The organism is Streptomyces sp. NPDC096136, assembly GCF_044763325.1.
GTDB lineage: Bacteria > Actinomycetota > Actinomycetes > Streptomycetales > Streptomycetaceae > Streptomyces.
In genome coordinates this window covers 322,044-347,494 of record NZ_JBIWFZ010000004.1, presented here as the reverse complement: position 1 = coordinate 347,494, position 25,451 = coordinate 322,044, and the positions used below count along the sequence as shown (strand labels likewise).

Below are 25,451 nucleotides of genomic sequence, written 5' to 3'. Positions count from 1 at the left end.
TACCGGTCCCCCGGGGAGGCGTCATGGTGGACAGGGCTCCGCTGGTCGGCCGGGGGGCCGAACTCGACCGGCTGGACGCGGTGATCGGCGCGGTGATCGGCGCGGCGGGCGAGGCTCCGGGGGTCGTGGACCTCACGGGCCCGGCGGGCATGGGCAAGAGCCGGCTGCTCACGGAGGTCTGCCGGCGGGCCCGCGCCCGGGGCCTGACCGTGCTGCGCGGCCGGGCCACGGAGTACGAACGGCACATCCCCTTCAGCCTGTTCACGGACGCCTTCGCCGACCTGGACCCGGAGGCGACGACGGGACGCGCCCCGGACCCGGCGGTCGCGCCGGTCCTGTACGGGATCCCGTCCGGCCCGGACCCGACCACGACGGGGCCGGGCGCGGGGACCGGCCCGGCACCGGGACCGCCCTCACACGCGGAGCCGTACGGCGGCGCGGAAGCCCCGGTGGACCGGTTCGCCGTGCACCGGGCGACGGCCCGGCTCCTGGCGGCCCTCGCCCAGGGGAGCGGCGGCGGCAGCGGGACGGGCGGGGGCCACGGCCTGCTGGTCGCCCTCGACGACCTGCACTGGGCCGACCCGGCCTCCCTGGAGCTCCTCGACCACCTCGTGCGCCACCCCCCGCGCGGGCCCGTGCTCCTCGTCGTGGCCCGCCGGGACCGGCAGACCTCCGCCTCCCTCGCCGCCGCCCTCACCCGGGGCGTCGACACCGGAGCGGTCCTGCGCCTGGACCTCGGCCCCCTCGCCGAGCGGACGTGCGTGGAGCAGCTGGCGCCGGGGCTGCCGCCGGCCCGCGCGGGCCGGCTGTACGCCGCGAGCGGCGGCAACCCGCTGTACTTCCTCACGCTGCTCCAGGGCCAGGCCGCCGGACCGGCCGTCCCGGCGGGCGGGCTCACCGCGCTGCTGCTGGACGAGCTGACCCCGCTGACCGCCGCCCAGCGCCGTACCGCCGAGGCGGTGGCGGTGCTCGGCGACCAGGCCACCGCGCCGGTACTCGCGCGGACGGCGGAGGTGGCCGGCCGCGCCCTCCTCGACGCGCACCTCGCCGCCCTGGCCGGCCGGGACCTGCTGCGGCCGGGCCCGGGCGGGAGCTGGTCGCTGCGGCACCCGGTGCTGCGGACGGTGGTCTACGAGAACACCGAACCCCGCCGGCGCACGGGCATGCACCGGCGGGCGGCCGCCGCGCTGGCCGCGGCGGGCGCGGCGGCCGCCGTACGGGCCCACCACGTGGAGCGGGCGCTGACGGGGTGGGACCCGCGGGCCGCGGCGGCCCTGCTGGAGGCGGCGGAGCAGGCGCAGACCACGGCCCCCGCGAGCTGCGCGCACTGGCTGGGAGTGGTGCTGGAGATCCTGCCGGACACCCCGGAACAGCTCACCCGGCGCCGTGGACTGCTGCTGCGGCGGGCCCGGGCGCTGGGCGCCTGCGGCGAACTGCGCGCGAGCCGGGACCTCCTCGTGTCCCTCATCTCCCAGGTGGACGGCGCCGGCCGGGACGACGGTCTGCGCGCGTCGGCCGTCACCCTGTGCGCCTCGATGGAACGCCACCTCGGCCGGTACGGGGAGGCGGTGGCGCTGCTGCGCCGCGAGCTGGCCCGCCGGCCCGCCCCCCGCCCGGCGGACGCGCTGGCGCTGGGGCTGGAGCTGGGCTCGTGCGCCCCGCACGTCCTGTCGTACCCGGAGGTACGGGAGGACGTGCTGCGGACGTACGGGCTGGCCCTGCGGCTGCGCAACGAGCCGGCGGCGGCGGGGGCGCTGACCACGGCCGCGCTCGGGGAGACGTACGGGGGCGCCGCTGCGGCGAAGGCCCGGAGGCTGGCCGACCGGGCCGCCGCACGGGTCGACGCGCTGGCGGACCGGGAACTCGCGGACCTGAGCGAGCCGTTGGCCCGGCTCGCCTGGACGGAGTTCTACCTGGACCGCTACCCGGAGGCGGAACGGCACGCGGACCGGGGGCTGGCCCTGGCCCGGCGGGTGGGGCCGCCGCACCTGCTGCCGCACCTGCTGGTGTGCAAGTCGGTCGTGTCCATGAACACCTGTCGGCTGGAGTCGGCGCTGGAGCTGTCGGAGGAGGCCGAGAACATCGCGCGCGGCATCGGCAGCGACGAACTCCTCGGCCTGGTCCTGGGCAACAGGGCCCAGGTGCTGATCCCGTCCCTCCCGCCCGGTGACACCGCCCCTCTGGCGCTGGCCGAGGAGGCGGTGGCGCTGTCCGGGATCCGCAGCAGCTGGTGGGCCTCGCTCGGATGGTGCGTGCTGGGTTACGCGGCCCTGTACTGCGGGGACCACCAGCGGGCGCGGGCCGCGATGCTGCGGGCGGGGCGCGGTCCGGAGCTGACGGGCCTCCAGCCGTCGCTGCGGCCGCTGTTCCTGGAGGCCCTGGTCAACGCGGCGGTGGCGGCGGGTGACCTCGCGGAGGCGGAGTCCTGGGCGGCGCGGGCGGCCGAGGACGCGCTCCGCCTGGACCTTCCCAGCCAGCACGCCTCGGCCCTGCGCAGCGAGGCCGTGCTGCGGGCGGCGCGGGGGGAACCGTCACGGGCGGCGGACCTCTACGTCCGGGCGGCCGCGGTGTCGGCCGGCGCCGGGGCCACCCTGTGGGAGGCCCAGGCCCTCGTGATGGCGGCCCCCCTCGCCGCCCGCGCGGGCGGCTCCCGCAGGGCGTCGGCCCTGTGGCACCGGGGCCGCCGTCTGGCGGAGGCGGGCGGCTCCCGCCTCCTGACGGGCCTGGCGGACCTCTTCCCCCCGGTCCCCGCCCGGCCCCCGCTCCCCCACCTCACCCCGCGCGAGCGGGAGATCGCGGCCCTGGTGACGGAGGGCCTCACCACCCCGGCGATCGCGGCCCGCCTCTACCTGAGCCCCCGCACGGTGGACACCCACCTGTCCCACATCTTCCGCAAGACGGGAGTCACCACCCGAGCGGCCCTGGCGGCCCTCACGGCCCGGAACGCTCCCTGACCCCACGGGCGTTGTCAGTGGGGGCACTTACCGTGGAACGGTCGACTCACCGACATCCGAGGGGGAAGAGATGAAGCACAGGGCGATCACGCTCGCGGCGGTCACAGCGGTCCTCGCACTGGGTACGGGCGCGGGCCAGGCGTCGGCCGCGGAGGAACTGATCGGCTATCCGGGGCCGGACGGCGTGATCTGGGTACCGGAGGTCACCGGTTCCAGCGGGTTCGTCTCGGCCGGCCTCAACGCCCACCTGGACACCTCCACCACCTTCGCGTGCGAGGGCGGCGGCAGCATCGAGGTGTCCTTCCACTTCCACAACCAGCCGGACCGGGACCCGGCCCCGTTCACCCTGGACTGCCCGCCGGACACCCCGTCCCGCGTCACGGTCCCGCTGGGCACGGGCCTGTCGGGCAGCTTCGGCGCCACGGTGACCGCCTCGTCCCCGTCCATACGCTGGGGCGCGGTGGTCGTCCAGCCGGAGTAGTCCCGCCGGAGACCCCGCGCCCCCTCGGGACCCCGGACGCCTGGACCGAGGGGGCCCGGGGAGCCGGCCGCCGGGGCGGCCAGCGCATCGTCCACGCCGGGGAGACGCCGGCGCCGCCCGCCGTCGCCCTGATGCTGGGCCTGCCGACCCGGGACACGGTCGTGGTGCGGTGACCCTGCTGGCCGCCCTGGGGCACGTCGGCGTGCGGGTCGTGGAGACGGTGACGGCCCGGATGCCGGACGAGGAAGAGTACGAGCGACTCCGCCTGGGCCTTGGGCAGCCCGTGCTGCAACTCGCCCGCACCACGTACGACTCGGCGGACCGGGCGATCCAGGCGGACGTGATGGTCATGCCCGCCGGGCGTCAGCAGCTGCGGTACGAGATCAGGCTCGGGTCTTCGTAGCCTGGATGAACGGAGCCCACGCCGCCGCGGGGAAGAACAGGACCGGACCGGCGCCCGCCTGCTTGCTGTCCCGGACGGGGACGATGCCGGGGAGATCGTCGGACACCTCGACGCAGCTGTTGGCCTCTGAGTTGCTGTACGAGGACTTCCTCCAGGACAGGCCGTTCACGTCTGCGCGCATTTCGCGTATTCCTCCGCCACCGACTCGATCAAGGCCAGGGATGCCTCAGGCGACAACGCGGCAGCCCTGCTCAGATCGTAGAGCCTCCAATGGTCCTGAACCAGCGCCGGATAGTCGACCAACTGCCCCACGCGGGGCCCTTCCGTGTACACCACGTCCGGGGCATCGGCGAACTTCATGATGGTCACCAAGGAGCCCAGTGCGCCCTGGGAGCCGGCCGAAAAGGGCACCACCTGGACGGTGATCCGATGCGCGCGGACGTAACCGGCGATGTGCAGCAGTTGAGCGGCCATCACGCCCGGTCCCCCGACCGCCGTCCGCAGTACTGCCTCGTGCAGGACGATCCACAGCTGGGGTGTCGTCGGATGGTCGAGCAGTCGTGCGCGGGCCAGACGGGACGCGACAAGGCCTTCGACGTAGTCGGCGAGCGCGGTGGGGTTGCCGCCCCGCATCACGGCCCGGGCGTAGTCCTCCGTCTGGAACAGCCCGGGAACCAAGGTGGACGCGTACTCGTAAATGGCCGTCGCCACACGTTCCAGCTCGACCGCTTCGGCAAAGTACTCCACAAACTTGGTCTTGAACGCATGAGCCAGACGCAGGAAGTAGTCCCCCGTACCCAGCTCTTTGTCGATCAGCACCGCCAGCTCCGGCCTCAACCGTCGCGTACCGCACTCCATCTGCCCGACGTACGACCCACTCACGAAGATCCGCTCGCCCAGACCCTCCTGGGTCATCGCGGCCGCCTCGCGGTGCCGCCGCAGCTCCTCGCGGGCGAACTCCTCCGGAGTCTGAGCGGCGCCGTCGTCCTTCGGCTTGGCCATGAGCCAACTCCCTGCGTCCGCAGTCCCATCGCTTGCGAAAAAGCGTAGACCCGCCAACCTGACGATTCAGCCGAACGCATTCATACGACTACCGAACGCCACCGCGCCCGCCATCCCTGGTCGGGGACATGGCGGGCGCGGTGTCGGAATGCCGTACTCCGTTGTACGGACCGTATGAGGGGTCCCGCCTGGAGGGCGGGGGGTGGAACTCAGACCATCAGCGAGCGGTCCGTCGGCTTGACCGGGTACGGGAGGGTGCTCGTGCCCGTCAGGTAGCGGTCCACGCCGCGGGCGGCCGAGCGGCCCTCCGCGATGGCCCACACGATCAGCGACTGGCCGCGGCCCGCGTCGCCGGCGACGAAGACGCCGTCGGCGTTGGTCGCGTACGAGGCGTCGCGGGCGATGTTGCCCCGCTCGTCCAGGTCCACCCCGAACTGCTCGACGAGGCCGTTGGCCTGGTCGGTGCCGGTGAAGCCCATCGCCAGGGTGACCAGCTGCGCGGGGATGACGCGCTCGGTGCCGGGCTTCTGGACGAGCTTGCCGTCCTCGAAGGAGACCTCGACCAGGTGCAGGGCCTGGACGTTGCCGTCCTCGTCGCCCTCGAAGTGGGTGGTGGAGACGGAGTAGATCCGCTCGCCGCCCTCCTCGTGGGCCGAGGTGACCTTGTACAGCATCGGGAAGGTCGGCCACGGCATGGCCGTCGGGCGGTCCTCCGACGGGCGCGGCATGATCTCCAGCTGGGTGACCGACAGGGCGCCCTGGCGGTGGGCGGTGCCGACGCAGTCCGCGCCGGTGTCGCCGCCGCCGATGACGACCACGTGCTTGCCCTCGGCGGTGATCGGCGGGGCCAGGAAGTCGCCCTCCTGGACCTTGTTCGCGAGCGGGAGGTACTCCATCGCGAAGTGGATGCCCTTGAGGTCGCGGCCCGGGACCGGGAGGTCGCGGGAGACGGTGGCGCCCGCCGCGACGACCACCGCGTCGAACCGCTTGCGCAGGTCCGTCGCCGTGATGTCGCGGCCGACCTCGATGCCGGTGCGGAACTTGGTGCCCTCCGCGCGCATCTGCTCGATGCGGCGGTTGATGTGCACCTTCTCCATCTTGAACTCGGGGATGCCGTAGCGCAGCAGGCCGCCGATGCGGTCGGCGCGCTCATACACGACCACGGTGTGGCCGGCCCGCGTCAGCTGCTGGGCGGCGGCCAGGCCGGCCGGGCCGGAGCCGATGACGGCCACGGTCTTGCCGGAGAGGCGGTCCGGGGCCTGCGGGGTGACGTCGCCGTTGTCCCAGGCCTGGTCGATGATCGAGACTTCGACGTTCTTGATCGTCACGGCCGGCTGGTTGATGCCGAGCACGCACGCCGACTCGCAGGGAGCGGGGCACAGGCGGCCCGTGAACTCCGGGAAGTTGTTCGTGGCGTGCAGGCGCTCCGACGCGGCCGCCCAGTCCTCGCGGTAGGCGTAGTCGTTCCACTCGGGGATCAGGTTCCCGAGCGGGCAGCCGTTGTGGCAGAACGGGATGCCGCAGTCCATGCAGCGGCCGGCCTGCTTGCTGATGATCGGGAGCAGCGAGCCCTTGACGTAGACCTCGTTCCAGTCCTTGACGCGCTCGGCGACGGGACGGGTGCAGGCGGTCTCGCGCGCGGTGGTGAGGAAGCCCTTCGGGTCAGCCATGGGTCGCCGCCTCCATCATCTTCTCGGTGGTCTCGGACTCGGAGAGTCCGGCCAGCTCAGCGGCGTCCTTGGCGGCGAGCACTGCCTTGTACGTGGTCGGGATGATCTTGCTGAAGCGGGCCGCGGCGGCGTCCCAGTCAGCCAGGAGCTTCGCGGCCACGGTCGAGCCGGTCTCCTCCTCGTGGCGGCGCACCACATCGTGCAGCCACTGCTTGTCCTCGTCCGAGGGGGCCTCGACGGCCTCCGCGTTGCCGGAGTTGACCTGGCGGGGGTCGAGGTCGATGACGTACGCGACGCCTCCGGACATGCCGGCCGCGAAGTTGCGGCCGGTCTCGCCGAGGACGACGGCGGTGCCGCCGGTCATGTACTCGCAGCCGTGGTCGCCCACGCCCTCCGAGACGACCAGGGCGCCGGAGTTGCGGACGCAGAAGCGCTCGCCGGTGCGGCCGCGCAGGAACATCTCGCCGCCGGTGGCCCCGTAGCCGATGGTGTTGCCGGCGATGGTGGAGTACTCGGCGAGGTGCTCGGCGCCGCGGTCCGGGCGGACCACGACGCGGCCGCCGGAGAGGCCCTTGCCGACGTAGTCGTTGGCGTCGCCCTCCAGGCGCAGGGTGACGCCCTTGGGGAGGAAGGCGCCGAAGGACTGGCCGGCCGAACCCGTGAAGGTCAGGTCGATGGTGTCGTCGGGCAGGCCCGCGCCGCCGAACTTCTTGGTGACGTGGTGGCCGAGCATGGTGCCGACGGTCCGGTTGATGTTGCGGATCGCGACCCGGGCGCGGACCGGCTGGGCCGCCTCGGCGGTCTCGGCGTTCAGCGCGTCGGCGGCGAGCTCGATCAGCTCGTTGTCGAGGGCCTTCTCCAGGCCGTGGTCCTGCTCGACCAGGGCGTGGCGGACCGCGCCCTCGGGCAGGTCCGGCACGTGGAAGAGGGGCTCCAGGTCGAGGCCCTGCGCCTTCCAGTGGGTGACGGCCTTGCTGGTGTCGAGGATCTCGGCGTGGCCGACGGCCTCCTCGATGGTGCGGAAGCCCAGCTCCGCGAGGATCTCGCGGACCTCCTCGGCGATGAACTCGAAGAAGTTCACGACGAACTCGGGCTTGCCGGAGAAGCGGTCGCGCAGGACCGGGTTCTGGGTGGCGATGCCGACCGGGCAGGTGTCCAGGTGGCAGACGCGCATCATGACGCAGCCGGAGACGACGAGCGGCGCGGTCGCGAAACCGAACTCCTCGGCGCCGAGCAGCGCGGCGATGACCACGTCGCGGCCGGTCTTGAGCTGGCCGTCGGTCTGGACGACGATGCGGTCGCGCAGGCCGTTGAGCAGCAGGGTCTGCTGGGTCTCGGCGAGGCCGAGCTCCCAGGGGCCGCCCGCGTGCTTGAGCGAGGTGAGCGGGGAGGCGCCCGTTCCGCCGTCGTGGCCGGAGATCAGGACGACGTCCGCGTGGGCCTTGGAGACGCCGGCCGCGACCGTTCCGACGCCGACCTCGGACACGAGCTTCACGTGGATGCGCGCGACCGGGTTGGCGTTCTTCAGGTCGTGGATCAGCTGGGCCAGGTCCTCGATGGAGTAGATGTCGTGGTGCGGCGGCGGGGAGATCAGGCCGACGCCGGGCGTCGAGTGACGCGTCTTGGCGACCCACGGGTAGACCTTGTGGCCGGGCAGCTGGCCGCCCTCGCCGGGCTTGGCGCCCTGGGCCATCTTGATCTGGATGTCGTCCGCGTTGACCAGGTACTCGGAGGTGACGCCGAAGCGGCCGGAGGCGACCTGCTTGATCGCCGAGCGGCGCGCGGGGTCGTACAGGCGGTCCGGGTCCTCGCCGCCCTCACCGGTGTTGGACTTGGCGCCCAGCTGGTTCATGGCGATGGCGAGGGTCTCGTGCGCCTCCTGGGAGATGGAGCCGTACGACATGGCGCCGGTGGAGAAGCGCTTGACGATCTCGGAGACCGGCTCGACCTCGTCGAGGGGGATCGACGGGCGGTCGGAGGTGAAGCCGAAGAGGCCGCGGAGCGTCATGAGGCGCTCGGACTGCTCGTTCACCCGGTCCGTGTACTTGCGGAAGATGTCGTACCGGCGGTTGCGGGTGGCGTGCTGGAGGCGGAAGACCGTCTCCGGGTCGAACAGGTGCGGCTCGCCCTCGCGGCGCCACTGGTACTCGCCGCCGATCTCCAGCGCGCGGTGCGTGGCCGCGATGCCGGAGGCCGGGTACGCCTTGGCGTGGCGGGCGGCCACCTCCTTGGCGATGACGTCCAGGCCGGCGCCGCCGATCTTGGTGGCGGTGCCGCTGAAGTACGTGCCGACGAACTCCTCGTTCAGGCCGACGGCCTCGAAGACCTGGGCGCCGCGGTAGGAGGCGACGGTGGAGATGCCCATCTTGGACATGACCTTCAGGACGCCCTTGCCGAGGGCGTAGATCAGGTTCTTGATGGCCTTCTCGGGCTCGATGCCCTCGATGAAGGTGCCGGCGCGCAGGAGGTCCTCGACGGACTCCATGGCCAGGTACGGGTTGACGGCCGCGGCGCCGTAGCCGATGAGCAGGGCGACGTGGTGGACCTCGCGGACGTCGCCGGCCTCGACGAGCAGGCCCACCTGGGTGCGCTGCTTGGTGGCGATGAGGTGGTGGTGGACGGCGGAGGTGAGCAGCAGCGAGGGGATCGGCGCGTGCTCGGCGTCCGAGTGGCGGTCCGACAGGACGATGAGGCGGGCGCCGGCCGCGATGGCGGCGTCGGCCTCGGCGCGGATCTCCTCGATCCGGGCGGCGAGGGCGTCGCCGCCGCCGGAGACCCGGTAGAGGCCGGAGAGCGTGGCGGCCTTCATGCCGGGCATGTCGCCGTCGGCGTTGATGTGGATGAGCTTGGCCAGCTCGTCGTTGTCGATCACCGGGAAGGGCAGGGTGACGCTGCGGCAGGACGCGGCGGTCGGCTCCAGCAGGTTGGACTGCGGGCCGATCGAGGAGAGCAGCGAGGTGACGAGCTCCTCGCGGATGGCGTCCAGCGGCGGGTTGGTGACCTGCGCGAACAGCTGGGTGAAGTAGTCGAACAGCAGGCGCGGGCGCTCGGAGAGGGCCGCGATCGGGGAGTCCGTGCCCATGGAGCCGAGCGGCTCGCCGCCGGTGCGGGCCATCGGCGCGAGGATGACGCGCAGCTCTTCCTCGGTGTAGCCGAAGGTCTGCTGGCGGCGGGTGACCGAGGCGTGGGTGTGGACGATGTGCTCGCGCTCGGGCAGGTCCGTCAGCTCGATCTCGCCGGTCTCCAGCCAGTCCGCGTACGGGGCGGCGGAGGCGAGCTCGTCCTTGATCTCGTCGTCCTCGATGATCCGCTTCTGGGCGGTGTCGACGAGGAACATCCTGCCGGGCTGGAGGCGGCCCTTGCGGACGACCTTGGCCGGGTCGATGTCGAGGACGCCGACCTCGGAGCCGAGGACGACGAGGCCGTCGTCGGTGACCCAGTAGCGGCCGGGGCGCAGGCCGTTGCGGTCGAGGACCGCGCCGACCTGGGTGCCGTCGGTGAAGGTGACGCAGGCGGGGCCGTCCCAGGGCTCCATCATCGTGGAGTGGTACTGGTAGAACGCGCGGCGGGCCGGGTCCATGGAGGCGTGGTTCTCCCACGCCTCCGGGATCATCATCAGCACGCTGTGCGGCAGGGACCGGCCGCCGAGGTGGAGCAGCTCCAGGACCTCGTCGAAGGAGGCGGAGTCGGAGGCGTCCGGGGTGCAGATCGGGAAGATGCGGTCCAGGGCGGCCTCGCCGAAGGCGGAGGTGGCCAGCTGGGACTCGCGGGCCTTCATCCAGTTCCGGTTGCCCTTGACCGTGTTGATCTCGCCGTTGTGCGCGACGAAGCGGTACGGGTGGGCGAGCGGCCAGGACGGGAAGGTGTTCGTCGAGAACCGGGAGTGGACCAGGGCGAGCGCCGAGGCGAAGCGGCGGTCGGAGAGGTCCGGGAAGAAGGGCTCCAGCTGGCCGGTGGTCAGCATGCCCTTGTAGACGATGGTGCGGGCGGAGAGCGAGGGGAAGTAGACCCCGGCCTCGCGCTCGGCGCGCTTGCGCAGGACGAACGCCTTGCGGTCCAGCTCGATGCCGGTCGTGCCGTTGCTGACGAACAGCTGGGAGAAGGCGGGCATCGTGGTGCGGGCGCCGTTGCCGAGCAGGTCGGGGCTGACCGGCACCTCGCGCCAGCCGAGGACCGTCAGGTCCTCCTCGGCGGCGATGGCCTCGATGCGCTCCACGGCGACGGCCTGTGCGGTGCCGTCGGCGGGGAGGAAGGCGATGCCGACGGCGTACGCGCCGGCCTCGGGGAGCTCGAATCCCGCGACCTCGCGCAGGAAGGCGTCCGGGACCTGGGACAGGATGCCCGCGCCGTCGCCGGAGTCCGGCTCGGAGCCGGTGGCGCCGCGGTGCTCGAGGTTCCGCAGGACGGTCAGGGCCTGCTCGACGAGGGTGTGGGTGGCCTCGCCGGTGAGGTTCGCCACGAATCCGACGCCACAGGCGTCCTTCTCGTTGCGCGGGTCGTACATGCCCTGCTGGGCGGGGCGACCGTCCATGGGCGACCAGGCGGTGGTGCTGGGGCCGGTCGCGGAGTGCGTGGATGCGGAACGCATCGGCTCTCCCGTCGTCGTCGTGGCAATGTGCTGGCCGAGGGACGACGTTGGCCCTCTGCAAAATTTCGTGCAGGTTACATGATGACGGCAATTCCGAGAAGCGGATATTGCATTCCAGCATGCGGACACTGCGCGAGGCAGAAAGAAGGGACCTTCTAGGGGCCGCGGGGGATGGAGCGAGCTGGGAGGCTTTCCGCGGATACGGATACGACTCGGGGTGAAGGTCCCGGCGCGAAACGGGCATCTTTGCCCGGCGCCCTGGTCTGATGCCCGGCGGCAACGGAAGTGAAACCACCGGATTCGAGACTACTTATGTTGCGTACTGCATAGTGTCTCACTCCCAGGCCGCTCAGCCTATGGCTCCGCCGATCCAGGTTCCCAGGATGTACGTCACACCGGCGGCGGCACCACCCAGGACGAGCTGGCGCACACCGCTGTACCACCAGGACCGGGCCGTCACCCGCGCCACCACCGCGCCGCAGGCGAAGAGCCCGGCGAGCGCCAGCAGCACGGCCGGCCACAGGGCGGTCGCCCCGAGCAGGTACGGCAGTACGGGAAGCAGCGCGCCCAGCGCGAAGGAGCCGAAGGACGAGACGGCGGCGACCAGCGGCGAGGGCAGGTCGTCGGGGTCTATGCCGAGCTCCTCGCGGGCGTGGATCTCCAGGGCCTGCTCCGGGTCGCGGGACAGCTGCATGGCGACCTCGCGGGCGAGCGCGGGCTCGACCCCGCGGGAGACGTAGAGCTCGGCGAGCTCCTCCATCTCGTCGACCGGGTGCTTGCGCAGCTGCTGGCGCTCCACGTCGAGCTCGGCGAGGACCAGCTCGCGCTGCGAGGCGACGGAGGTGTACTCGCCGGCCGCCATCGAGAAGGCGCCGGCGGCGAGGCCGGCGAGGCCGGTGATGACGATGGTCGCGGGGGCCACCGCGCCGCCGGCCACGCCGGTCATCAGCGCGAGGTTGGAGACGAGCCCGTCCATGGCACCGAAGACGGCCGGGCGCAGCCATCCGCCGTTGACGTCGCGGTGGGTGTGGTTGTCGCGGTGGGCGGTGTGCAGCGGCGCTTCGGTGTCGATGATGGACATGCGGCGTATCTCCCCTTTTCGCATGAGTGGGTACGCGAAAGCGACGCGCAGCCGGGCCCTCCCCGGGCACTCCCCTGAACACCTCGAAACTACGCACGATTTTCGACTCCCGCCAGCAAGGAAGGCCGTACTTACCTGGGGTTTCGCGGATCGGCGACCGGGTGACGGGGGTGTTCGCGGGGTGTTTCGCGGCGACCGACAAACCTCATGGCGTGGCACAAATCCCCCAGGGGCTCATGATGGGTCCCATCACGTGGGAGAGGCGTGCCATGGAGCTGGTCGCATGCAATCCGCAAGTCCTCCTCGAGCGGGCCAGGGGCGCACTGCTCGGCCTCGCGGTGGGTGACGCGCTGGGCGCTCCCGCGGAGAACATGAAGCCCTCGCAGATCCGGGCCCGGTGGGGCCGCATCGAGGGCTTCGTGTCGGAGGACCCGGCGGGGACGGACGACACGGAGTACGCCATCTTCTCCGGTCTGCTGCTGGCCCGTCACGGCTCGGCGCTGACCGTCGCGCACGTCGAACGGGCCTGGCACCACTGGATCGCCGACCTCGACGAGGGCCCGTTCCGCGGGGCCGGCTTCTCCGAGCGGGGCACGCTGGAGAACCTGCGGCGGGGCCTGGCCGCGCCCATCTCGGCGCAGCACCGGCACGCCTGGTCGGACGGGCTGGCGATGCGGGCGGCCCCGTTCGGGGTCTTCGCCGCGGGGCGCCCGGCGGAGGCGGCGCGGCTCGTCGCGATCGACGGCACGGTCAGCCACGACGGCGAGGGCATCTACGGCGGCCAGGCCGTCGCCGCCGGGGTCGCCGCCGCGATGGCGGGGGGCTCCCCCGCGTCCGTCGTCTCGGCGGCCCTGTCGGTCATCCCCTCCGACTCCTGGACGGCCCGCTCGCTGCGCCGCGCGGTCACCGCCGCCCCGCGCGGGGAGCGGGCGGTGCGCTCGGCGGTGGTCATCGGCGGCTACCCCTGGACGGACCTGGCGCCGGAGGCGGTGGGCCTGGCGTTCGGCGCGTTCGCGGCCTGCGCGGGCGACTTCCCGTCCTCGGTCCTCACCGCGGTGAACATGGGCCGCGACGCCGACACCACGGCGGCCGTGGCGGGCGCCCTCTCCGGCGCCCTGTCGGGCGCCGCGGCCATCCCCACCGCCTGGTCCTCGGCCATCGGCCCGGTCCGCGGCAGCTGCCTGCCGTCGATGCGCGGCTACCACGTCCTGGACATCGCCGACCTGCTCACCCCCGAATCCGAGCCCGCCCGGTGACCCCGCCGACCGACCCGCGCCCCCGAACCGCCACCCCGCCACCGGGCACACCGACCGCCCCCGGCCCGGCCCCCGCGCCGGGCCCCGGCCCCACGCCGAGCCCCGCCCGCACGGCCACCGCACCGGGCCCCGCGCTCACGGCCACCGCACCGGGCCCCGCGCTCACGCCGAGCCTGGCCCCCACGCCGGGCCCGGCCCCCACGCCGAGCCGCACTCCCACGCCGAGCCTGGCCCCCACGCCGGGCCCGACCCCCACGCCGAGCCCCACTCGTACGCCGGGCCCGACCCCCACGCCGAGCCCCACTCCCACGCCGAGCCTGGCCCCCACGCCGGGCCCGACCCCCACGCCGAGCCCCACTCCCACGCTGGGCCTGGCCCCCACGCTGGGCCCGGCCCCCGCGCCGAGCCCCGCCCGCGCGGCCACCGCGCCGGGCTCCGAGCTCACGCCGGGCCCCGGCCCCGCGCCGAGCCCTGCCCCCGCGCCGAGCCCCGTCCGCGCGGCCACCGCGCCGGGGCCGGGCGGCCCTGTCCTGTCGCCGGGACGGGCGGCCGGGGCCGGCGACGGGGCGCGCCGCGGCCCGGGGGCGCTGCCGGGGCCGGCCCGCACGGACCGCCCCGGGGCCGGAGCGCCGGAGGCGGCGGCCCCCCGCCGGATCGAGGGGCTGCTCCTCGGGCTCGCCGCGGGCGACGCCGCCGGGTGGCCCGCCGCCCGGCACCGGGCGAGCCGGATGCCCGAGTGGACCCGCCGCCTGACCCGCGAGCTCGACACCTTCGCCGAGCAGAACGCCACCACCACCCTCCCCGTCCCCATCGCCCTCAACCAGCCCCCCGAACCGCTGCGCCTCGGGCCCTCCGACGACGCCGAGTGGGCCGCCTTCGCCGCCGAGTCCGTCCTCACCGCCGCGGGCGCCCTGCTCAGCGACCTCTCCCGGTCCCGCCGCATGCGCGCCGCCATCGACCTGGCCTGGAACGCCCTGGCCAGCGAGGTGGCCGCGGCGGCGGAACGGGCCCCCGAGGTCGAGTCCGCCGTACTGCCGATGCGCGCGCGGATCTCCGTACGGGCGGGCCTGGGCAACCTCGCCGCCGGGCTGCGCCCGCCCGCCACCGGGCACGACAATCCGCACTATTTCGACGATGCCGCCTGCGTACGCGCCTGCGTGCTCGCCGTCGTCCACCCCGGCGACCCTTCCGCGGCCGCGGAACTCGCCGAATTCGACGCCCGCTACACCCAGGACGGGGACGGAGTCCACGGCGCCCGCGCCATGGCCGCCGCCGTCGCCTGCGCCCTGGCCGGGGCGGACACCGACACCGCCGTCGAGGCGGCCCTGCACCAGCTGCCCGCCGCCACCGAGATCGGCCGCAACGCCCGGCACGCCGTCGCGCTCGCCCGCGCCGGCGGGGACGGCGAAGGCGCCTTCGCCCTGGTCCCGCTCCTGGAGCACCAGATCGTGGACCACGTCTACAGCTACGGCATCGCCGCCGCCGAGACCGTCCCCGTCGCCCTGGCCCTGGCCACCGCCGCACGCGGCAGGGCCGTCGAGGCGGTCCCGGCCGCCGCCTGCCTCTCGCGCGTCGCCGACTCCGCCCCCGCCCTCGCGGGCGCCCTCACCGGCGCCCTCGGCGGCGGCGGCTCCCTGCCCGCCCCCTGGCGCGAGGCCTGCCGCGTCCTGTCCGGCTGTGCGCTGCCCCGGCTGGCCGGGACCGACCTGGTCGAGCTCGCCGCCCTCCTCACCCGTACGGAACTCACCGCACCCAAGGAATGATCTCGCTCATGACGTTCACACTGGAGGACCGGATCACCGGCTCCCTCGTCGGGGCCGCCGTCGGCGACGCCCTCGGCGGCCCGGTGGAGGGCTGGTCCCCCGACCAGATCGCCGAACGGCACGGCGGCCGCGTGCACGGCGTCGTCGGCCCCTGGTACGAGGACTGGCGCACCGCCCGCCCCATCGCGCCGTACCACAAGGGCGACGGCCACGTCACCGACGACACCCTCATGACGCACGCGCTGGTACGGGTCTACGAGACCGTACGGGACCACCTGGACGCGTACGCGGTCGCCGACCACCTCGTCCCCGACCTGATGTCCGTCCCGCGCTGGATCCCCGAGCTGGAGGCCGAGGCCCTGCCCCTCCAGCGGGTGTTCCTCGCGGAGAAATGGATGGTCACGCGGCTGCACTACGCGCACGCCGACCCCCGCGAGGCCGGCACCGGCAACATCGTCAACTGCGGTGCGGCGATGTACATGGCGCCGGTCGGACTGGTCAACGCGGGCAATCCGCAGGGCGCCTACGCCGAGGCGCTGGACGTCGCCGGGGCGCACCAGTCCTCGTACGGCCGGGAGGCGGCGGGGGTCTTCGCGGCGGCCGTGGCGGCGGCCTGCCTGCCGGGGGCGACGGCCGCGTCGGTGGTGGACACCGTCCTGGACCTGGCCAAGGACGGCACCCGGGAGGCCATCGCGGCGGTACGGGAAGCGGCCCTGCGCCACCGGGACGTCGAGTCCGCGCTCGGGCCGCTGCGGGAGGCGGTGGCCCCGTACGACTCGGTCGGCCCGGACTACCGGGCGCCCTCGCTCGGCGCCCGGCGGCCGTCGCGGCTCCACTCCATCGAGGAGCTGCCGATCGCGCTCGGGATGCTGCTGGTCGCGGACGGCCGGTACGAGGCGTCGGTCCTCGGCGCCGTCAACTACGGGCGGGACTGCGACTCCACCGCCGGCATGGCGGGGGCGATCGCGGGGGCGCTGGGCGGGGCCGGCGCGGTGCCGGCCGGCTGGGCCGCGCAGGTCGCCGGGGCCAGCCGCCTGGACCTGCACGCCCCGGCGGCGGCGCTGGCCTCCGTCGCCCGGGAGGTCTTCGCGCGCGACCACGCCCGCCGCCGCGCCCACGAAACGGCCTTCACCACCCTGGCGACCCCCCGATGACCCCCCGCCCCCCACTCCCCTGCGACCCCGCCCCGCGCACCACACCACCCGTGCCGGGAGGGACCGTGCCGGTGGGGCCGGCGGGTGTCGGGGACGGGGTCGTGCGGCTGACCTGGGCGCAGCCCGAGGATCTGGTCGGGCACGAGCTGCGGCAGGCCGCCGAGGACGGGCGGGACGCCGGGGCGCAGCTGCGCGCCTGGCGCGCGGCGGGCGGGCGGCCGGCCCCCGCCCGGGCCGGCGCCTCTACCGTCCCGGCCGGGCCGCGGCTGCGGGCCCTCGCCACCCGCCTCCTGGACGAGCTCGCCGCCCTCCCCGTCCCCTCGGCCCCCGACGAGCCCACCGCCTGGCCGGCCATCCGCGCGACGTGGCCCCCCGCCCCGCCGGCCGGGGTCGGCCGCACCGACCGCCCGGAGGCCGCACCGGTCCGGCCCGAGCCCCCGGCGGAGCCGGGGCGCGGACCCGCCCCGGACGGTCGGCCGGGCCGCGTGCGGGCGGCCGACCGCCCGTGTGCGGAGCGTCCCGCGGCGGCCGGCCCGGTCGATCCCCTGCTGTGCGCCCGGCTGGAGGCCGCGTGGCTGGGGCGGGCCGTGGGGTGCGTGCTGGGCAAGCCCGTCGAGAAGCTGCCGCTGCCGGGGATCCGGGCGCTGGGCCGGGCCGCCGGGAACTGGCCGCTCGACGGCTGGTTCACCGCCCGCGGGGTCCCCCCGGAGCTGCTCGCCGCCCACCCCTGGAACCGGCGTTCCGCCGCCACCTCCCTCGCCGAGAACATCGACGGCGCTCCCGCGGACGACGACCTCGACCACCCCCTGCTCGGCCTGCTCCTGCTCCAGCGGCACGGCAGGGGCTTCACCACCGCCGACCTCGCCCGCCTCTGGCTCGACGAGCTCCCGGCCGGCCGGGCCTTCACCGCCGAGCGGATCGCGTACCGCAACCTGCTCCTCGGCCTGGAGCCCCCGCTCACCGCCACCCACCACAACCCCTTCCGCGAGTGGATCGGCGCCCTCATCCGCGCCGACGTCCACGGCTGGACCAACCCCGGCGACCCGGCCGCCGCCGCCGAGCAGGCCTGGCGGGACGCCTCCCTCAGCCACACCGCCGGCGGGGTCCACGCCGCCCTCTTCGCCGCCGCAGCCATCGCGGAGGCCGCCTCCGGCCGGGCCGACGTGCACGGCGCGCTGCGGGCCGGGCTGGCCGTCGTCCCGCCCCGCTCCCGCCTCGCCGGGGCCGTCCGCTTCGGGATCGCCGCCGCCTGCGGCGAAGGGGACTTCGACCGGGTCGTGGACCGGCTGCACGCCCGCTACGGCGGCTACCACTGGGTGCACGCCCTGCCCAACACCGCCCTGATCGCGGCCGCCCTCACCCACGCCGACGGGGACTTCACGCACTCCGTGTGCCGCGCGGTGTCCGGCGGCTGGGACACCGATTCCAACGGGGCCACCGCCGGCTCCGTCGCCGGGCTGCTGGCGGGCTCCGCCGACCGGATCCCGGACCGGTGGACCGCGCCGCTGCGCAACCGCCTCGCCAGCACCGTCGCCGGATTCGACGGCGTCGGCTTCGACACCCTCGCCCGACTCACCGCCCAGGAGGCAGCCCGCCCATGACGGCCATCGCCGTGCTCGGCAGTACGAACATGGACCTCGTCGCCTACGTGCCCAAGGCCCCGAACCCCGGGGAGACCGTCACCGGACGGGAGTTCCGCACCGTCCCCGGCGGCAAGGGCGCCAACCAGGCGGTGGCCGCCGCCCGCCTCGGCGGGGAGGTGGTGATGATCGGCGCGGTCGGCGCGGACGCGTTCGGCGTACGGCTGCGGGAGGCCCTCGCCGGGGCGGGGGTGGAGACCGCCGCCCTGCGCACCGTCGAGGGCGCCAGCGGCACCGCCCACATCACCGTCGACGACGAGGGCGCGAACAGCATCGTCGTCATCCCCGGCGCCAACGGCCGGGTCACCGGCCTGGAGCCGGGCGACGACTCGCGCATCGGCGCCGCCGACTCCCTGCTCCTCCAGCTCGAACTCCCCCTGGAGGCCGTCCTCGCGGGCGCCCGGGCCGCCCGCGCCCACGGCGTGCGCACGGTCCTCACCCCGGCCCCGGTCCGGCCGCTGCCGGACGAACTCCTGGCCGCCACCGACCTGCTGGTCCCCAACGAGCACGAGGCGGCCGCCCTGACCGGGCTCACCGATCCGCACCGGGCCGCCGAGGCGCTGCTGCGGGCGGTGCCGGAGGTGGTGATCACCCTGGGAGCGGCGGGCTGCCTGTACGCGGCCCGGGGGTGCGAGCCCCTGGCCGTGCCCGCGCCCCGGGTGCGGGCCGTGGACACCACCGCCGCCGGGGACACCTTCGTGGGGGCGCTCGCGGTGGCCCTCGGGGAGGGACGGGCGGTGCCGGAGGCCCTGCGCTGGGCCTCGGTGGCGGCGTCGCTCTCGGTGCAGCGGCCCGGGGCGCAGTCCTCGATGCCGACGCGCACGGAGACGGACGCCGCCGCCCTGGCCGGCCGCTCCGGGCCGCAGGCCGATGGCACCGCCTGCGGGGAGTCCGACGGCGCCGTCCGTGCGGGGGGCGCCGCGTGACCCCGGCACGGGCGGCCGCCGGGACCGTCCCCGGGCGGGAGTCGGCGGCCGCCTCCCCCGGACCGGGGGGCGGGCCCCTCGCCGGGCTGCGGGTGCTGGACCTGGCCACGCTCTTCGCCGGGCCCCTCGCCGCCACCCTGCTCGGGGACTTCGGGGCCGAGGTGGTCAAGGTCGAGCACCCCGGGCGGCCCGACCCCTCGCGCGGGCACGGCCCCGCCAAGGACGGCGTCGGGCTGTGGTGGAAGCTGCTCGGACGGAACAAGCGGACGATCACCCTCGACCTGTCCGCGCCCGGCGGCCGGGACACCCTGCTGCGGCTGGCCGCCACCGCCGACGTGATCGTCGAGAACTTCCGCCCCGGCACCCTGGAGAAGTGGGGCCTGGGCTGGCCCGAGCTGTCGGCGGCCAACCCCCGTCTGGTGCTGGCCCGTGTCACGGCCTTCGGCCAGCAGGGGCCGTACGCCCGCCGACCCGGCTTCGGCACCCTCGCCGAGGCCATGAGCGGCTTCGCCGCGATCACCGGGGAGCCGGACGGCCCGCCGACCCTGCCGCCGTTCGGGCTCGCGGACTCCATCGCCGCGCTGACCTGCGCGTACGCCGTGATGACCGCGCTCGCCGGGCGGGAGCGGACCGGGCACGGCCAGGTCGTGGACCTCGCCATCGTCGAGCCGATCCTCACCGTGCTGGGCCCGCACCCGCTCTGGTACGACCAGCTCGGCTACGTCCAGGCCCGTACCGGCAACCGCTCCGCGAACAACGCCCCCCGCAACACCTACCGCAGCGCGGACGGCCGCTGGCTGGCGGTGTCCGCCTCGGCCCGGTCCATCGCGGAGCGGGTGGTCCGGCTGGTCGGGCGGCCCGAGCTGGCCGACGAGCCCTGGTTCGACAGCGGGGCCGGCCGGGCCGCGCACACGCACCTCCTCGACGAGGCGGTCGGCGGCTGGATCGCCCGCCACAAGGCGGAGGAGGTGGTCACGGCCTTCGAGGAGGCCGAGGCGGCCGTCGCCCTGGTCTACGACGTGCGGGACGTGATGGCCGACCCGCAGTTCGCGGCCCTCGACACGGTCACCGAGATCGAGGACCCGGAGCTCGGCCCGCTGCGGATGCAGAACGTCCTCTTCCGGCTCTCCGAGACCCCCGGCGGGATCCGCTGGGCGGGCCGCCCGCACGGCGCGGACACCGAAGCCGTCCTGACCGAGCTCGGCCTGACCCCGGCCGAGATCACCGCTCTGCGCACGGAGGGTGCGTTGTGATCCTGACCTGGCTTTACGCGCCCGGGGACCGCCCGGCGGTGGTGGAGAAGGCCCTGCGCTGCGGGGCGGACGCCGTCATCGTGGACCTGGAGGACTCGGTGTCGGCCTCCCGGAAGGAGTACGCCCGCGCCGCCACCGCCGAGCTGCTCGGGGAGCGGCCGCCGGTGCCCGTACACGTACGGGTGAACGCGCTGGGCTCCCCCTGGGCGGGGGCCGACCTCACGGCGCTGGCCCGCCTGCACGGGCTGGCGGGGCTGCGGCTGCCGAAGGTCGACGCCCCGGAGCAGATCGTCCGGGTCGCGGACCGGACGGGCGGAGTGGCGCTGTACGCGCTGCTGGAGTCCGCGCTGGGGGTGGAACGGGCGTACGAGATCGCCCGCGCCCACCCTTCCCTGCAGGGGCTGACCCTGGGCGAGGCCGACCTCTGCGCCGACCTCGGGGTGTGCGCGGAGGGCGGGCTGGACTGGCCTCGCTCCCGGGTGGTGGTGGCCGCCCGGGCCGCCGGGCTGGCGCCGCCGGCGCAGTCGGTGTTCCCCGACATCCGGGACCTGGAGGCACTGGCCGCCTCCTGCGCGCGGGGGCGTTCGCTGGGCTTCCTGGGGCGGGCGGCGATCCATCCCCGGCAGCTCCCGGTGATCGAACGCGCCTTCCTCCCCCGGCCGGAGGAGGTCACCGCGGCGCAGGAGGTCGTCTCGGCCTTCCGCGCCGCGCCCGGTGCGTTGGCCCTGCCGGACGGGCGCTTCGTCGACCCCGCCGTCGTGGCCGCCGCCCACCGCACCCTCACGCTCGCGCGGCGCTCCCGGTAGCCCTGCGGGGCCGTTCCCCCGGCCGCCCTTCCGCCGTTCCCTGGGGGCTCCGCCCCCAGACCCCGGCGCTTCAAGCGCCGGCGGGGCCATGAACAGCCCCGCCGGCGCTTGAGGCGCCGGGCGCGCAGCGGCACCCGGTACGCCGAAGGGGCGCCGCAGCACGTGCGGCGCCCCTTCGGGCAGAGGTTCAGCTCTTGTCGGCTTCCGGGGCCGACTTCGTCAGGCCCACCGGCTTCGCGTCGGCCTCCGGCTTCGCAGGGGCCTCAGCGTCCTCGGAAGCCCCCTCGGAAGCCCCCTCCGGCTTCGCGTCGGCGGCGGCAGCCCCCGGCTTCGCCTCCCCGGCCCCGGCCTGCGCGCCGGCCGCCTCGTCCCCCGCACCCGCGGCGGGCTCCGACTCCGGCTCGACGACCTCCTCGCGCCCCGGCCGCAGCTTCGCCGAGAGGACGAAGTAGACGACCGCGAGGACGAAGACCACGATGGCCGTCCACACGTTCAGGCGGACGCCCAGGACGTGGTGCGCCTCGTCGACGCGCATGTACTCGATCCAGACCCGCCCGGAGCAGTACGCGGCCACGTACAGGGCGAAGGCCCGCCCGTGCCCGAGCCGGAAGCGGCGGTCGGCCCAGATCACCAGGGCGGCGACGCCCAGGCACCACAGGGACTCGTACAGGAAGGTCGGGTGGTAGAGGCCGGCGACCCGGTTCGGGCCCTCGCTGATCTTCAGCGCCCACGGCAGGTCGGTGGGGCGGCCGTAGAGCTCCTGGTTGAACCAGTTGCCCCAGCGGCCGAAGGCCTGGGCGATGGCGATGCCGGGGGCGAGGGCGTCGGCCCAGGCGGGCAGCGGGATGCCGCGCAGCCGGCAGCCGATCCAGGCGCCCACCGCGCCCAGGGCGATCGCGCCCCAGATGCCGAGGCCGCCCTCCCAGATCTTGAAGGCGTCGACCCAGTCCCGGCCCTCGCCGAAGTAGAGCTGGTAGTCGGTGATCACGTGGTAGAGGCGACCGCCGACCAGGCCGAACGGCACCGCCCACACGGCGATGTCCGCGACCGTGCCCGGCTTTCCGCCGCGCGCGATCCACCGCTTGTTGCCGAGCCAGACGGCGACGAAGACGCCGATGATGATGCAGAACGCGTAGCCGCGGAGCGGGATCGGCCCGAGATGGAGCACGCCGGTCGACGGACTGGGGATGTAAGCAAGGGTCATGGCAAGGCTGACGCTACCCTGCCGGGCGGTGGCCACCGCAACCCGCCCGGCAAGCTGAAACCAAAACCACACACGGCGGTCGCCGCGGCTCAGTCCTCCGCAGTCCCCTTGGACACCGTCTTCGAGCCGGGCGAGACCGCGGATCCGGCCGTTCCCGTCTTCGTCGCCGAGCCGGGCTTCCCGGAGGCGGAAGCCGCGGGCGAGGGCGAAGCGGAAGCGGACGGCTTGGCCGCCACCCCGGCGTTGGCCTCGACCTTCTCCTTCAGCTTCTGCGGGGTCAGCGGGTTGGCCTGGTCGCCGAAGATGTCCTTGCCGTCGAGCAGGATGGTCGGGGTGCCCCGGAACTTCCCGGTGCGGAACGCCTCGTGCGACTTGGCCACCCAGCTGTTGTGGGTGCCCTGCTCCACGCAGGACCGGAACTCGGGGGTGTCGAGCCCCTCGACCTGGCCCGCCAGTTCCAGCAGCCTGGCGTTCTTGGCGTAGGCGTCGTCCGTCTCCTGCGGCTGGTTCTTGAAGAGGACGTCGTGGTACTCGGCGAACTTCCCGGCGTCCTGCGCGCACGCCGCGGCGTTGGCCGCCTTCAGGGAGCCGGTGCCGCGCATGTTGCCGTCGATCAGGGTCACCAGGTGGTACTCGACATTGAGCAGCCCCCTGTTCTCCAGGTCGTGGACGGTGTCCCGGTAGTTGTCCTCGAAGGCCTTGCAGGCGGGGCAGCGGAAGTCCTCCCAGACGACGAGGGTGGACTTGGCGCCCTCCTTGCCCGTCCGGATGGCGAGCGCGTCCTTGCCCGTGGCCCCCGAGGGGGCGGCGACGGGGCCCGCCCCTGACTTGTCGCTCTTGCCGGTGTTGGCCGCGATCACGCCGACGACGGCGGCCAGGCCGAGTACGCCGACCACCGCCCCGCCGACCAGGAGGGCGCGCCTGCGCTTGTCCTTCTTCTTCTGCTGCTCGCGCTCCGCCTGGAGTCGCTCCCGGGCCGATCGTTTCGTCGCATCGCGGTTCGCACCGTCGTTCTTCTCGCTCACGTTCCGCCAAACGAAGCGGGGAGGCACTCGCGTGCCTCCCCGCTCCCGATTCCACCCGATCGGGCTACAGAACCCCGTTCCGGGCCCGTCCCGCGTCAGGACCTGCGTACGCCTTCCGCAAGGTCGCCCGCCAGGGCCCGCACGGCCTCCAGGCCCGAGGGCAGGTCCGGCGCGTCCAGCAGCAGCTTCACGAAGGCCGAGCCGACGATCACACCGTCGGCGAAGCCCGCGACCTGCTTGGCCTGGACGGCGTTGGAGACGCCCAGGCCCACGCAGACCGGGAGCTCGGTCGTGGCGCGGGTGCGGCGGACCAGTTCCTGGGCCTCCTGGCCGACCGACTCGCGGGTGCCGGTGACCCCCATGAGGGAGGCTGCGTAGACGAAACCGGAACCGGCCGCCGTGATGGTGGCCAGGCGCTCGTCCTTGCTGCTGGGGGCCACGACGAACACGGTCGCCAGACCGTGCTTCGCCGCGTGCTCGCGCCACAGCGCGGACTCCTGGACCGGCAGGTCGGGCAGGATGCAGCCGGCACCGCCGGCGGCGGCGAGCTCGGCGGTGAACCGCTCGACGCCGTAGCGGTCGATGGGGTTCCAGTACGTCATGACCAGGATCGGGACCCCGGTGGCCTCGAAGGCCTCGCGCACCGTGCGCATCACGTCCGCGATCTTGACGCCGCCGCGCAGGGCGATGTCGTCGGCGGTCTGGATGACGGCGCCGTCCAGGACCGGGTCGCTGTGGGGCAGGCCGATCTCCACGACGTCGGCGCCGCCGGCGATGACGGCCTTGACGGCCTCGATGCCGCCGTCCACGGTCGGGAAGCCGGCCGGGAGGTAGGCGACGAGGGCGGCGCGGTCCTCGGACGCGGCCTTGGCGAGGGTCTCGCCCAGCAGCTGAAGGTTTCCCGTGCTCACTTGTTCTCCCCCTCGGGCTCCGTGCCGTCGTACAGCCCGAAGTAGCGGGCCGCCGTGTCCATGTCCTTGTCGCCGCGGCCGGACAGGTTGACCACGATCAGGCCGTCCGGGCCCAGCTCCCTGCCCAGGTCGAGCGCGCCGGCCAGGGCGTGGGCCGACTCGATCGCCGGGATGATGCCCTCGGTGCGCGACAGCAGGCGCAGGGCCTGCATGGCGGCGTCGTCGGTGACGGCGCGGTACTCGCCGCGGCCGCTGTCCTTGAGGTAGGAGTGCTCGGGGCCGATGCCCGGGTAGTCCAGGCCGGCGGAGATGGAGTAGGGCTCGGTGATCTGGCCCTCCTCGTCCTGGAGGACGTAGGAGCGGGAGCCGTGGAGGATGCCGGGCTCGCCCGCGGTCAGGGTGGCCGCGTGCTCGCCGGTCTCCACGCCGTGCCCGGCGGGCTCGAAGCCGACGAGGCGGACGTCCGCGTCGGGGATGAAGGCGTGGAAGAGGCCGATGGCGTTGGAGCCGCCGCCGACGCAGGCCGCGACGGCGTCGGGCAGGCGTCCGGCGCGCTCCAGGATCTGGCGGCGGGCCTCGACGCCGATGACGCGGTGGAAGTCGCGGACCATGGCCGGGAAGGGGTGCGGGCCGGCCACGGTGCCGAAGAGGTAGTGGGTGCGGTCCACGTTGGCGACCCAGTCGCGGAAGGCCTCGTTGATGGCGTCCTTGAGGGTCCGGGAGCCGGACTTCACGGCGATGACCTCGGCGCCGAGCATCCGCATGCGGGCCACGTTCAGGGCCTGGCGCTGGGTGTCGATCTCGCCCATGTAGATGGTGCATTCGAGGCCGAAGAGGGCGCAGGCGGTGGCGGTGGCGACGCCGTGCTGGCCGGCGCCGGTCTCGGCGATGACGCGGGTCTTGCCCATGCGCTTGGTGAGCAGCGCCTGGCCCAGCACGTTGTTGATCTTGTGCGAGCCGGTGTGGTTGAGGTCCTCGCGCTTGAGGAAGATCCGGGCGCCGCCGGCGTGCTCGGCGAAGCGGGGGACCTCGGTCAGGGCGCTGGGGCGGCCCGTGTAGTTGACCATGAGGTCGTTGAGCTCGGCGGCGAAGGCGGGGTCGCCCTTGGCCTTCTCGTACTCGACGGCGACCTCGTCGACGGCGGCGACGAGGGCCTCCGGGATGAACTTGCCGCCGAAGTCGCCGAAGTAGCCCTCGGCGTTCGGGACGCGACCCTCCGGGTCCGGGATGAAGAACGAGCTGGTGGACATGCCACTACTCCTACGTGGTGCGGAATGCGATGCCGACGGGTGGCTGGGATGCACCGTATTGCGCCGTCGGTCCGTCGCCCGCGC

General features: G+C 74.4%; 19 protein-coding genes. 10 read left to right on the top strand and 9 right to left on the bottom strand.

Annotated features, from left to right (window positions below; all coding sequences use genetic code 11):
- The first annotated feature begins 23 nt into the window (after positions 1-23).
- The 3 genes from ACIRBY_RS10770 to ACIRBY_RS10760 all read left to right on the top strand — a co-directional run bounded on the left by ACIRBY_RS10770 (position 24) and on the right by ACIRBY_RS10760 (position 3,838).
- Positions 24-2,954: an AAA family ATPase gene (locus tag ACIRBY_RS10770; protein WP_403899048.1), complete on the top strand. Its 2,931-nt coding sequence runs from the start codon at positions 24-26 to the stop codon at positions 2,952-2,954.
- Between the two features lie 70 nt (positions 2,955-3,024).
- Positions 3,025-3,435 carry a hypothetical protein gene (locus ACIRBY_RS10765; protein WP_365147566.1) on the top strand — a complete coding sequence of 137 codons (411 nt, stop codon included), beginning with the start codon at positions 3,025-3,027 and terminating at the stop codon, positions 3,433-3,435.
- A 169-nt stretch (positions 3,436-3,604) separates the two neighbouring features.
- Entirely contained in the window at positions 3,605-3,838 is a 234-nt protein-coding gene (locus ACIRBY_RS10760; RefSeq protein ID WP_403899045.1) for a UTRA domain-containing protein, read from the top strand.
- Here the strand turns inward: ACIRBY_RS10760 and ACIRBY_RS10755 are convergent.
- The 5 genes from ACIRBY_RS10755 to ACIRBY_RS10735 all read right to left on the bottom strand — a co-directional run bounded on the left by ACIRBY_RS10755 (position 3,819) and on the right by ACIRBY_RS10735 (position 12,179).
- Positions 3,819-4,019: a DUF397 domain-containing protein gene (locus ACIRBY_RS10755; protein WP_403899042.1), complete on the bottom strand. Its 201-nt coding sequence runs from the start codon at positions 4,017-4,019 to the stop codon at positions 3,819-3,821. The genes ACIRBY_RS10760 and ACIRBY_RS10755 overlap by 20 nt on opposite strands.
- Complete coding sequence (locus ACIRBY_RS10750) at positions 4,004-4,840, bottom strand: helix-turn-helix transcriptional regulator (protein ID WP_403899039.1); 837 nt, start codon at positions 4,838-4,840, stop codon at positions 4,004-4,006. The genes ACIRBY_RS10755 and ACIRBY_RS10750 overlap by 16 nt, the downstream gene beginning before the upstream one ends.
- Before the next feature lie 209 nt (positions 4,841-5,049).
- A complete protein-coding gene (locus ACIRBY_RS10745; RefSeq protein WP_403899036.1) occupies positions 5,050-6,510 on the bottom strand; it encodes a glutamate synthase subunit beta in 1,461 nt (486 codons plus the stop codon).
- Complete coding sequence (gltB, locus tag ACIRBY_RS10740) at positions 6,503-11,041, bottom strand: glutamate synthase large subunit (protein WP_403899597.1); 4,539 nt, start codon at positions 11,039-11,041, stop codon at positions 6,503-6,505. The genes ACIRBY_RS10745 and gltB overlap by 8 nt, the downstream gene beginning before the upstream one ends.
- Positions 11,042-11,447: 406 nt before the next feature.
- Positions 11,448-12,179 (bottom strand): VIT1/CCC1 transporter family protein, encoded by a 732-nt coding sequence (locus tag ACIRBY_RS10735; protein WP_403899033.1) that lies wholly within the window; start codon positions 12,177-12,179, stop codon positions 11,448-11,450.
- A gap of 269 nt (positions 12,180-12,448) precedes the next feature.
- Between ACIRBY_RS10735 and ACIRBY_RS10730 the strand changes: the two genes are divergently transcribed.
- The 7 genes from ACIRBY_RS10730 to ACIRBY_RS10700 all read left to right on the top strand — a co-directional run bounded on the left by ACIRBY_RS10730 (position 12,449) and on the right by ACIRBY_RS10700 (position 20,977).
- Positions 12,449-13,435 carry an ADP-ribosylglycohydrolase family protein gene (locus ACIRBY_RS10730; RefSeq protein WP_366451373.1) on the top strand — a complete coding sequence of 329 codons (987 nt, stop codon included), beginning with the start codon at positions 12,449-12,451 and terminating at the stop codon, positions 13,433-13,435.
- 365 nt (positions 13,436-13,800) lie between these two features.
- Positions 13,801-15,198 (top strand): ADP-ribosylglycohydrolase family protein, encoded by a 1,398-nt coding sequence (locus ACIRBY_RS10725; protein ID WP_403899594.1) that lies wholly within the window; start codon positions 13,801-13,803, stop codon positions 15,196-15,198.
- Between the two features lie 8 nt (positions 15,199-15,206).
- The gene (locus ACIRBY_RS10720; protein ID WP_403899030.1) at positions 15,207-16,352 is read left to right on the top strand and encodes an ADP-ribosylglycohydrolase family protein; all 1,146 of its coding nucleotides are present in this window, start codon (positions 15,207-15,209) and stop codon (positions 16,350-16,352) included.
- Entirely contained in the window at positions 16,349-17,953 is a 1,605-nt protein-coding gene (locus tag ACIRBY_RS10715) for an ADP-ribosylglycohydrolase family protein (protein WP_403899027.1), read from the top strand. The genes ACIRBY_RS10720 and ACIRBY_RS10715 overlap by 4 nt, the downstream gene beginning before the upstream one ends.
- A complete protein-coding gene (rbsK, locus tag ACIRBY_RS10710) occupies positions 17,950-18,918 on the top strand; it encodes a ribokinase (RefSeq protein WP_403899024.1) in 969 nt (322 codons plus the stop codon). Before ACIRBY_RS10715 ends, rbsK begins: the two co-directional genes overlap by 4 nt.
- A gap of 86 nt (positions 18,919-19,004) precedes the next feature.
- Positions 19,005-20,171: a CaiB/BaiF CoA transferase family protein gene (locus ACIRBY_RS10705; protein WP_403899591.1), complete on the top strand. Its 1,167-nt coding sequence runs from the start codon at positions 19,005-19,007 to the stop codon at positions 20,169-20,171.
- Positions 20,168-20,977, top strand: coding sequence for an HpcH/HpaI aldolase/citrate lyase family protein (locus ACIRBY_RS10700; RefSeq protein WP_403899021.1), 810 nt, complete (start codon positions 20,168-20,170; stop codon positions 20,975-20,977). Before ACIRBY_RS10705 ends, ACIRBY_RS10700 begins: the two co-directional genes overlap by 4 nt.
- A gap of 187 nt (positions 20,978-21,164) precedes the next feature.
- On the opposite strand, the gene lgt is transcribed toward ACIRBY_RS10700, so the two are convergent.
- From lgt to trpB, 4 genes are all read right to left on the bottom strand, one after another.
- A complete protein-coding gene (lgt, locus tag ACIRBY_RS10695) occupies positions 21,165-22,181 on the bottom strand; it encodes a prolipoprotein diacylglyceryl transferase (RefSeq protein ID WP_403899018.1) in 1,017 nt (338 codons plus the stop codon).
- Between the two features lie 89 nt (positions 22,182-22,270).
- Positions 22,271-23,206, bottom strand: coding sequence for a DsbA family protein (locus ACIRBY_RS10690; protein WP_403899015.1), 936 nt, complete (start codon positions 23,204-23,206; stop codon positions 22,271-22,273).
- Positions 23,207-23,301: 95 nt separating this feature from the next.
- On the bottom strand, positions 23,302-24,117 hold the full coding sequence (trpA, locus tag ACIRBY_RS10685; protein WP_403899012.1) for a tryptophan synthase subunit alpha: 816 nt from the start codon (positions 24,115-24,117) through the stop codon (positions 23,302-23,304).
- Complete coding sequence (gene trpB, locus ACIRBY_RS10680; protein ID WP_403899009.1) at positions 24,114-25,367, bottom strand: tryptophan synthase subunit beta; 1,254 nt, start codon at positions 25,365-25,367, stop codon at positions 24,114-24,116. Before trpB ends, trpA begins: the two co-directional genes overlap by 4 nt.
- Between the last annotated feature and the right edge of the window lie 84 nt (positions 25,368-25,451).

Excerpts from the sequence above, each read along its gene's own strand:
- lgt (WP_403899018.1), bottom strand. The coding sequence starts at position 22,181 with ATGACCCTTGCTTACATCCCCAGTCCGTCGACCGGCGTGCTCCATCTC.
- trpB (WP_403899009.1), bottom strand. The coding sequence starts at position 25,367 with ATGTCCACCAGCTCGTTCTTCATCCCGGACCCGGAGGGTCGCGTCCCG.
- ACIRBY_RS10770 (WP_403899048.1), top strand. The coding sequence starts at position 24 with ATGGTGGACAGGGCTCCGCTGGTCGGCCGGGGGGCCGAACTCGACCGG.
- ACIRBY_RS10755 (WP_403899042.1), bottom strand. The coding sequence starts at position 4,019 with ATGCGCGCAGACGTGAACGGCCTGTCCTGGAGGAAGTCCTCGTACAGC.
- ACIRBY_RS10720 (WP_403899030.1), top strand. The coding sequence starts at position 15,207 with ATGACGTTCACACTGGAGGACCGGATCACCGGCTCCCTCGTCGGGGCC.
- ACIRBY_RS10745 (WP_403899036.1), bottom strand. The coding sequence starts at position 6,510 with ATGGCTGACCCGAAGGGCTTCCTCACCACCGCGCGCGAGACCGCCTGC.
- ACIRBY_RS10765 (WP_365147566.1), top strand. The coding sequence starts at position 3,025 with ATGAAGCACAGGGCGATCACGCTCGCGGCGGTCACAGCGGTCCTCGCA.
- ACIRBY_RS10730 (WP_366451373.1), top strand. The coding sequence starts at position 12,449 with ATGGAGCTGGTCGCATGCAATCCGCAAGTCCTCCTCGAGCGGGCCAGG.
- rbsK (WP_403899024.1), top strand. The coding sequence starts at position 17,950 with ATGACGGCCATCGCCGTGCTCGGCAGTACGAACATGGACCTCGTCGCC.
- ACIRBY_RS10715 (WP_403899027.1), top strand. The coding sequence starts at position 16,349 with ATGACCCCCCGCCCCCCACTCCCCTGCGACCCCGCCCCGCGCACCACA.
- ACIRBY_RS10735 (WP_403899033.1), bottom strand. The coding sequence starts at position 12,179 with ATGTCCATCATCGACACCGAAGCGCCGCTGCACACCGCCCACCGCGAC.
- gltB (WP_403899597.1), bottom strand. The coding sequence starts at position 11,041 with ATGGACGGTCGCCCCGCCCAGCAGGGCATGTACGACCCGCGCAACGAG.
- ACIRBY_RS10750 (WP_403899039.1), bottom strand. The coding sequence starts at position 4,840 with ATGGCCAAGCCGAAGGACGACGGCGCCGCTCAGACTCCGGAGGAGTTC.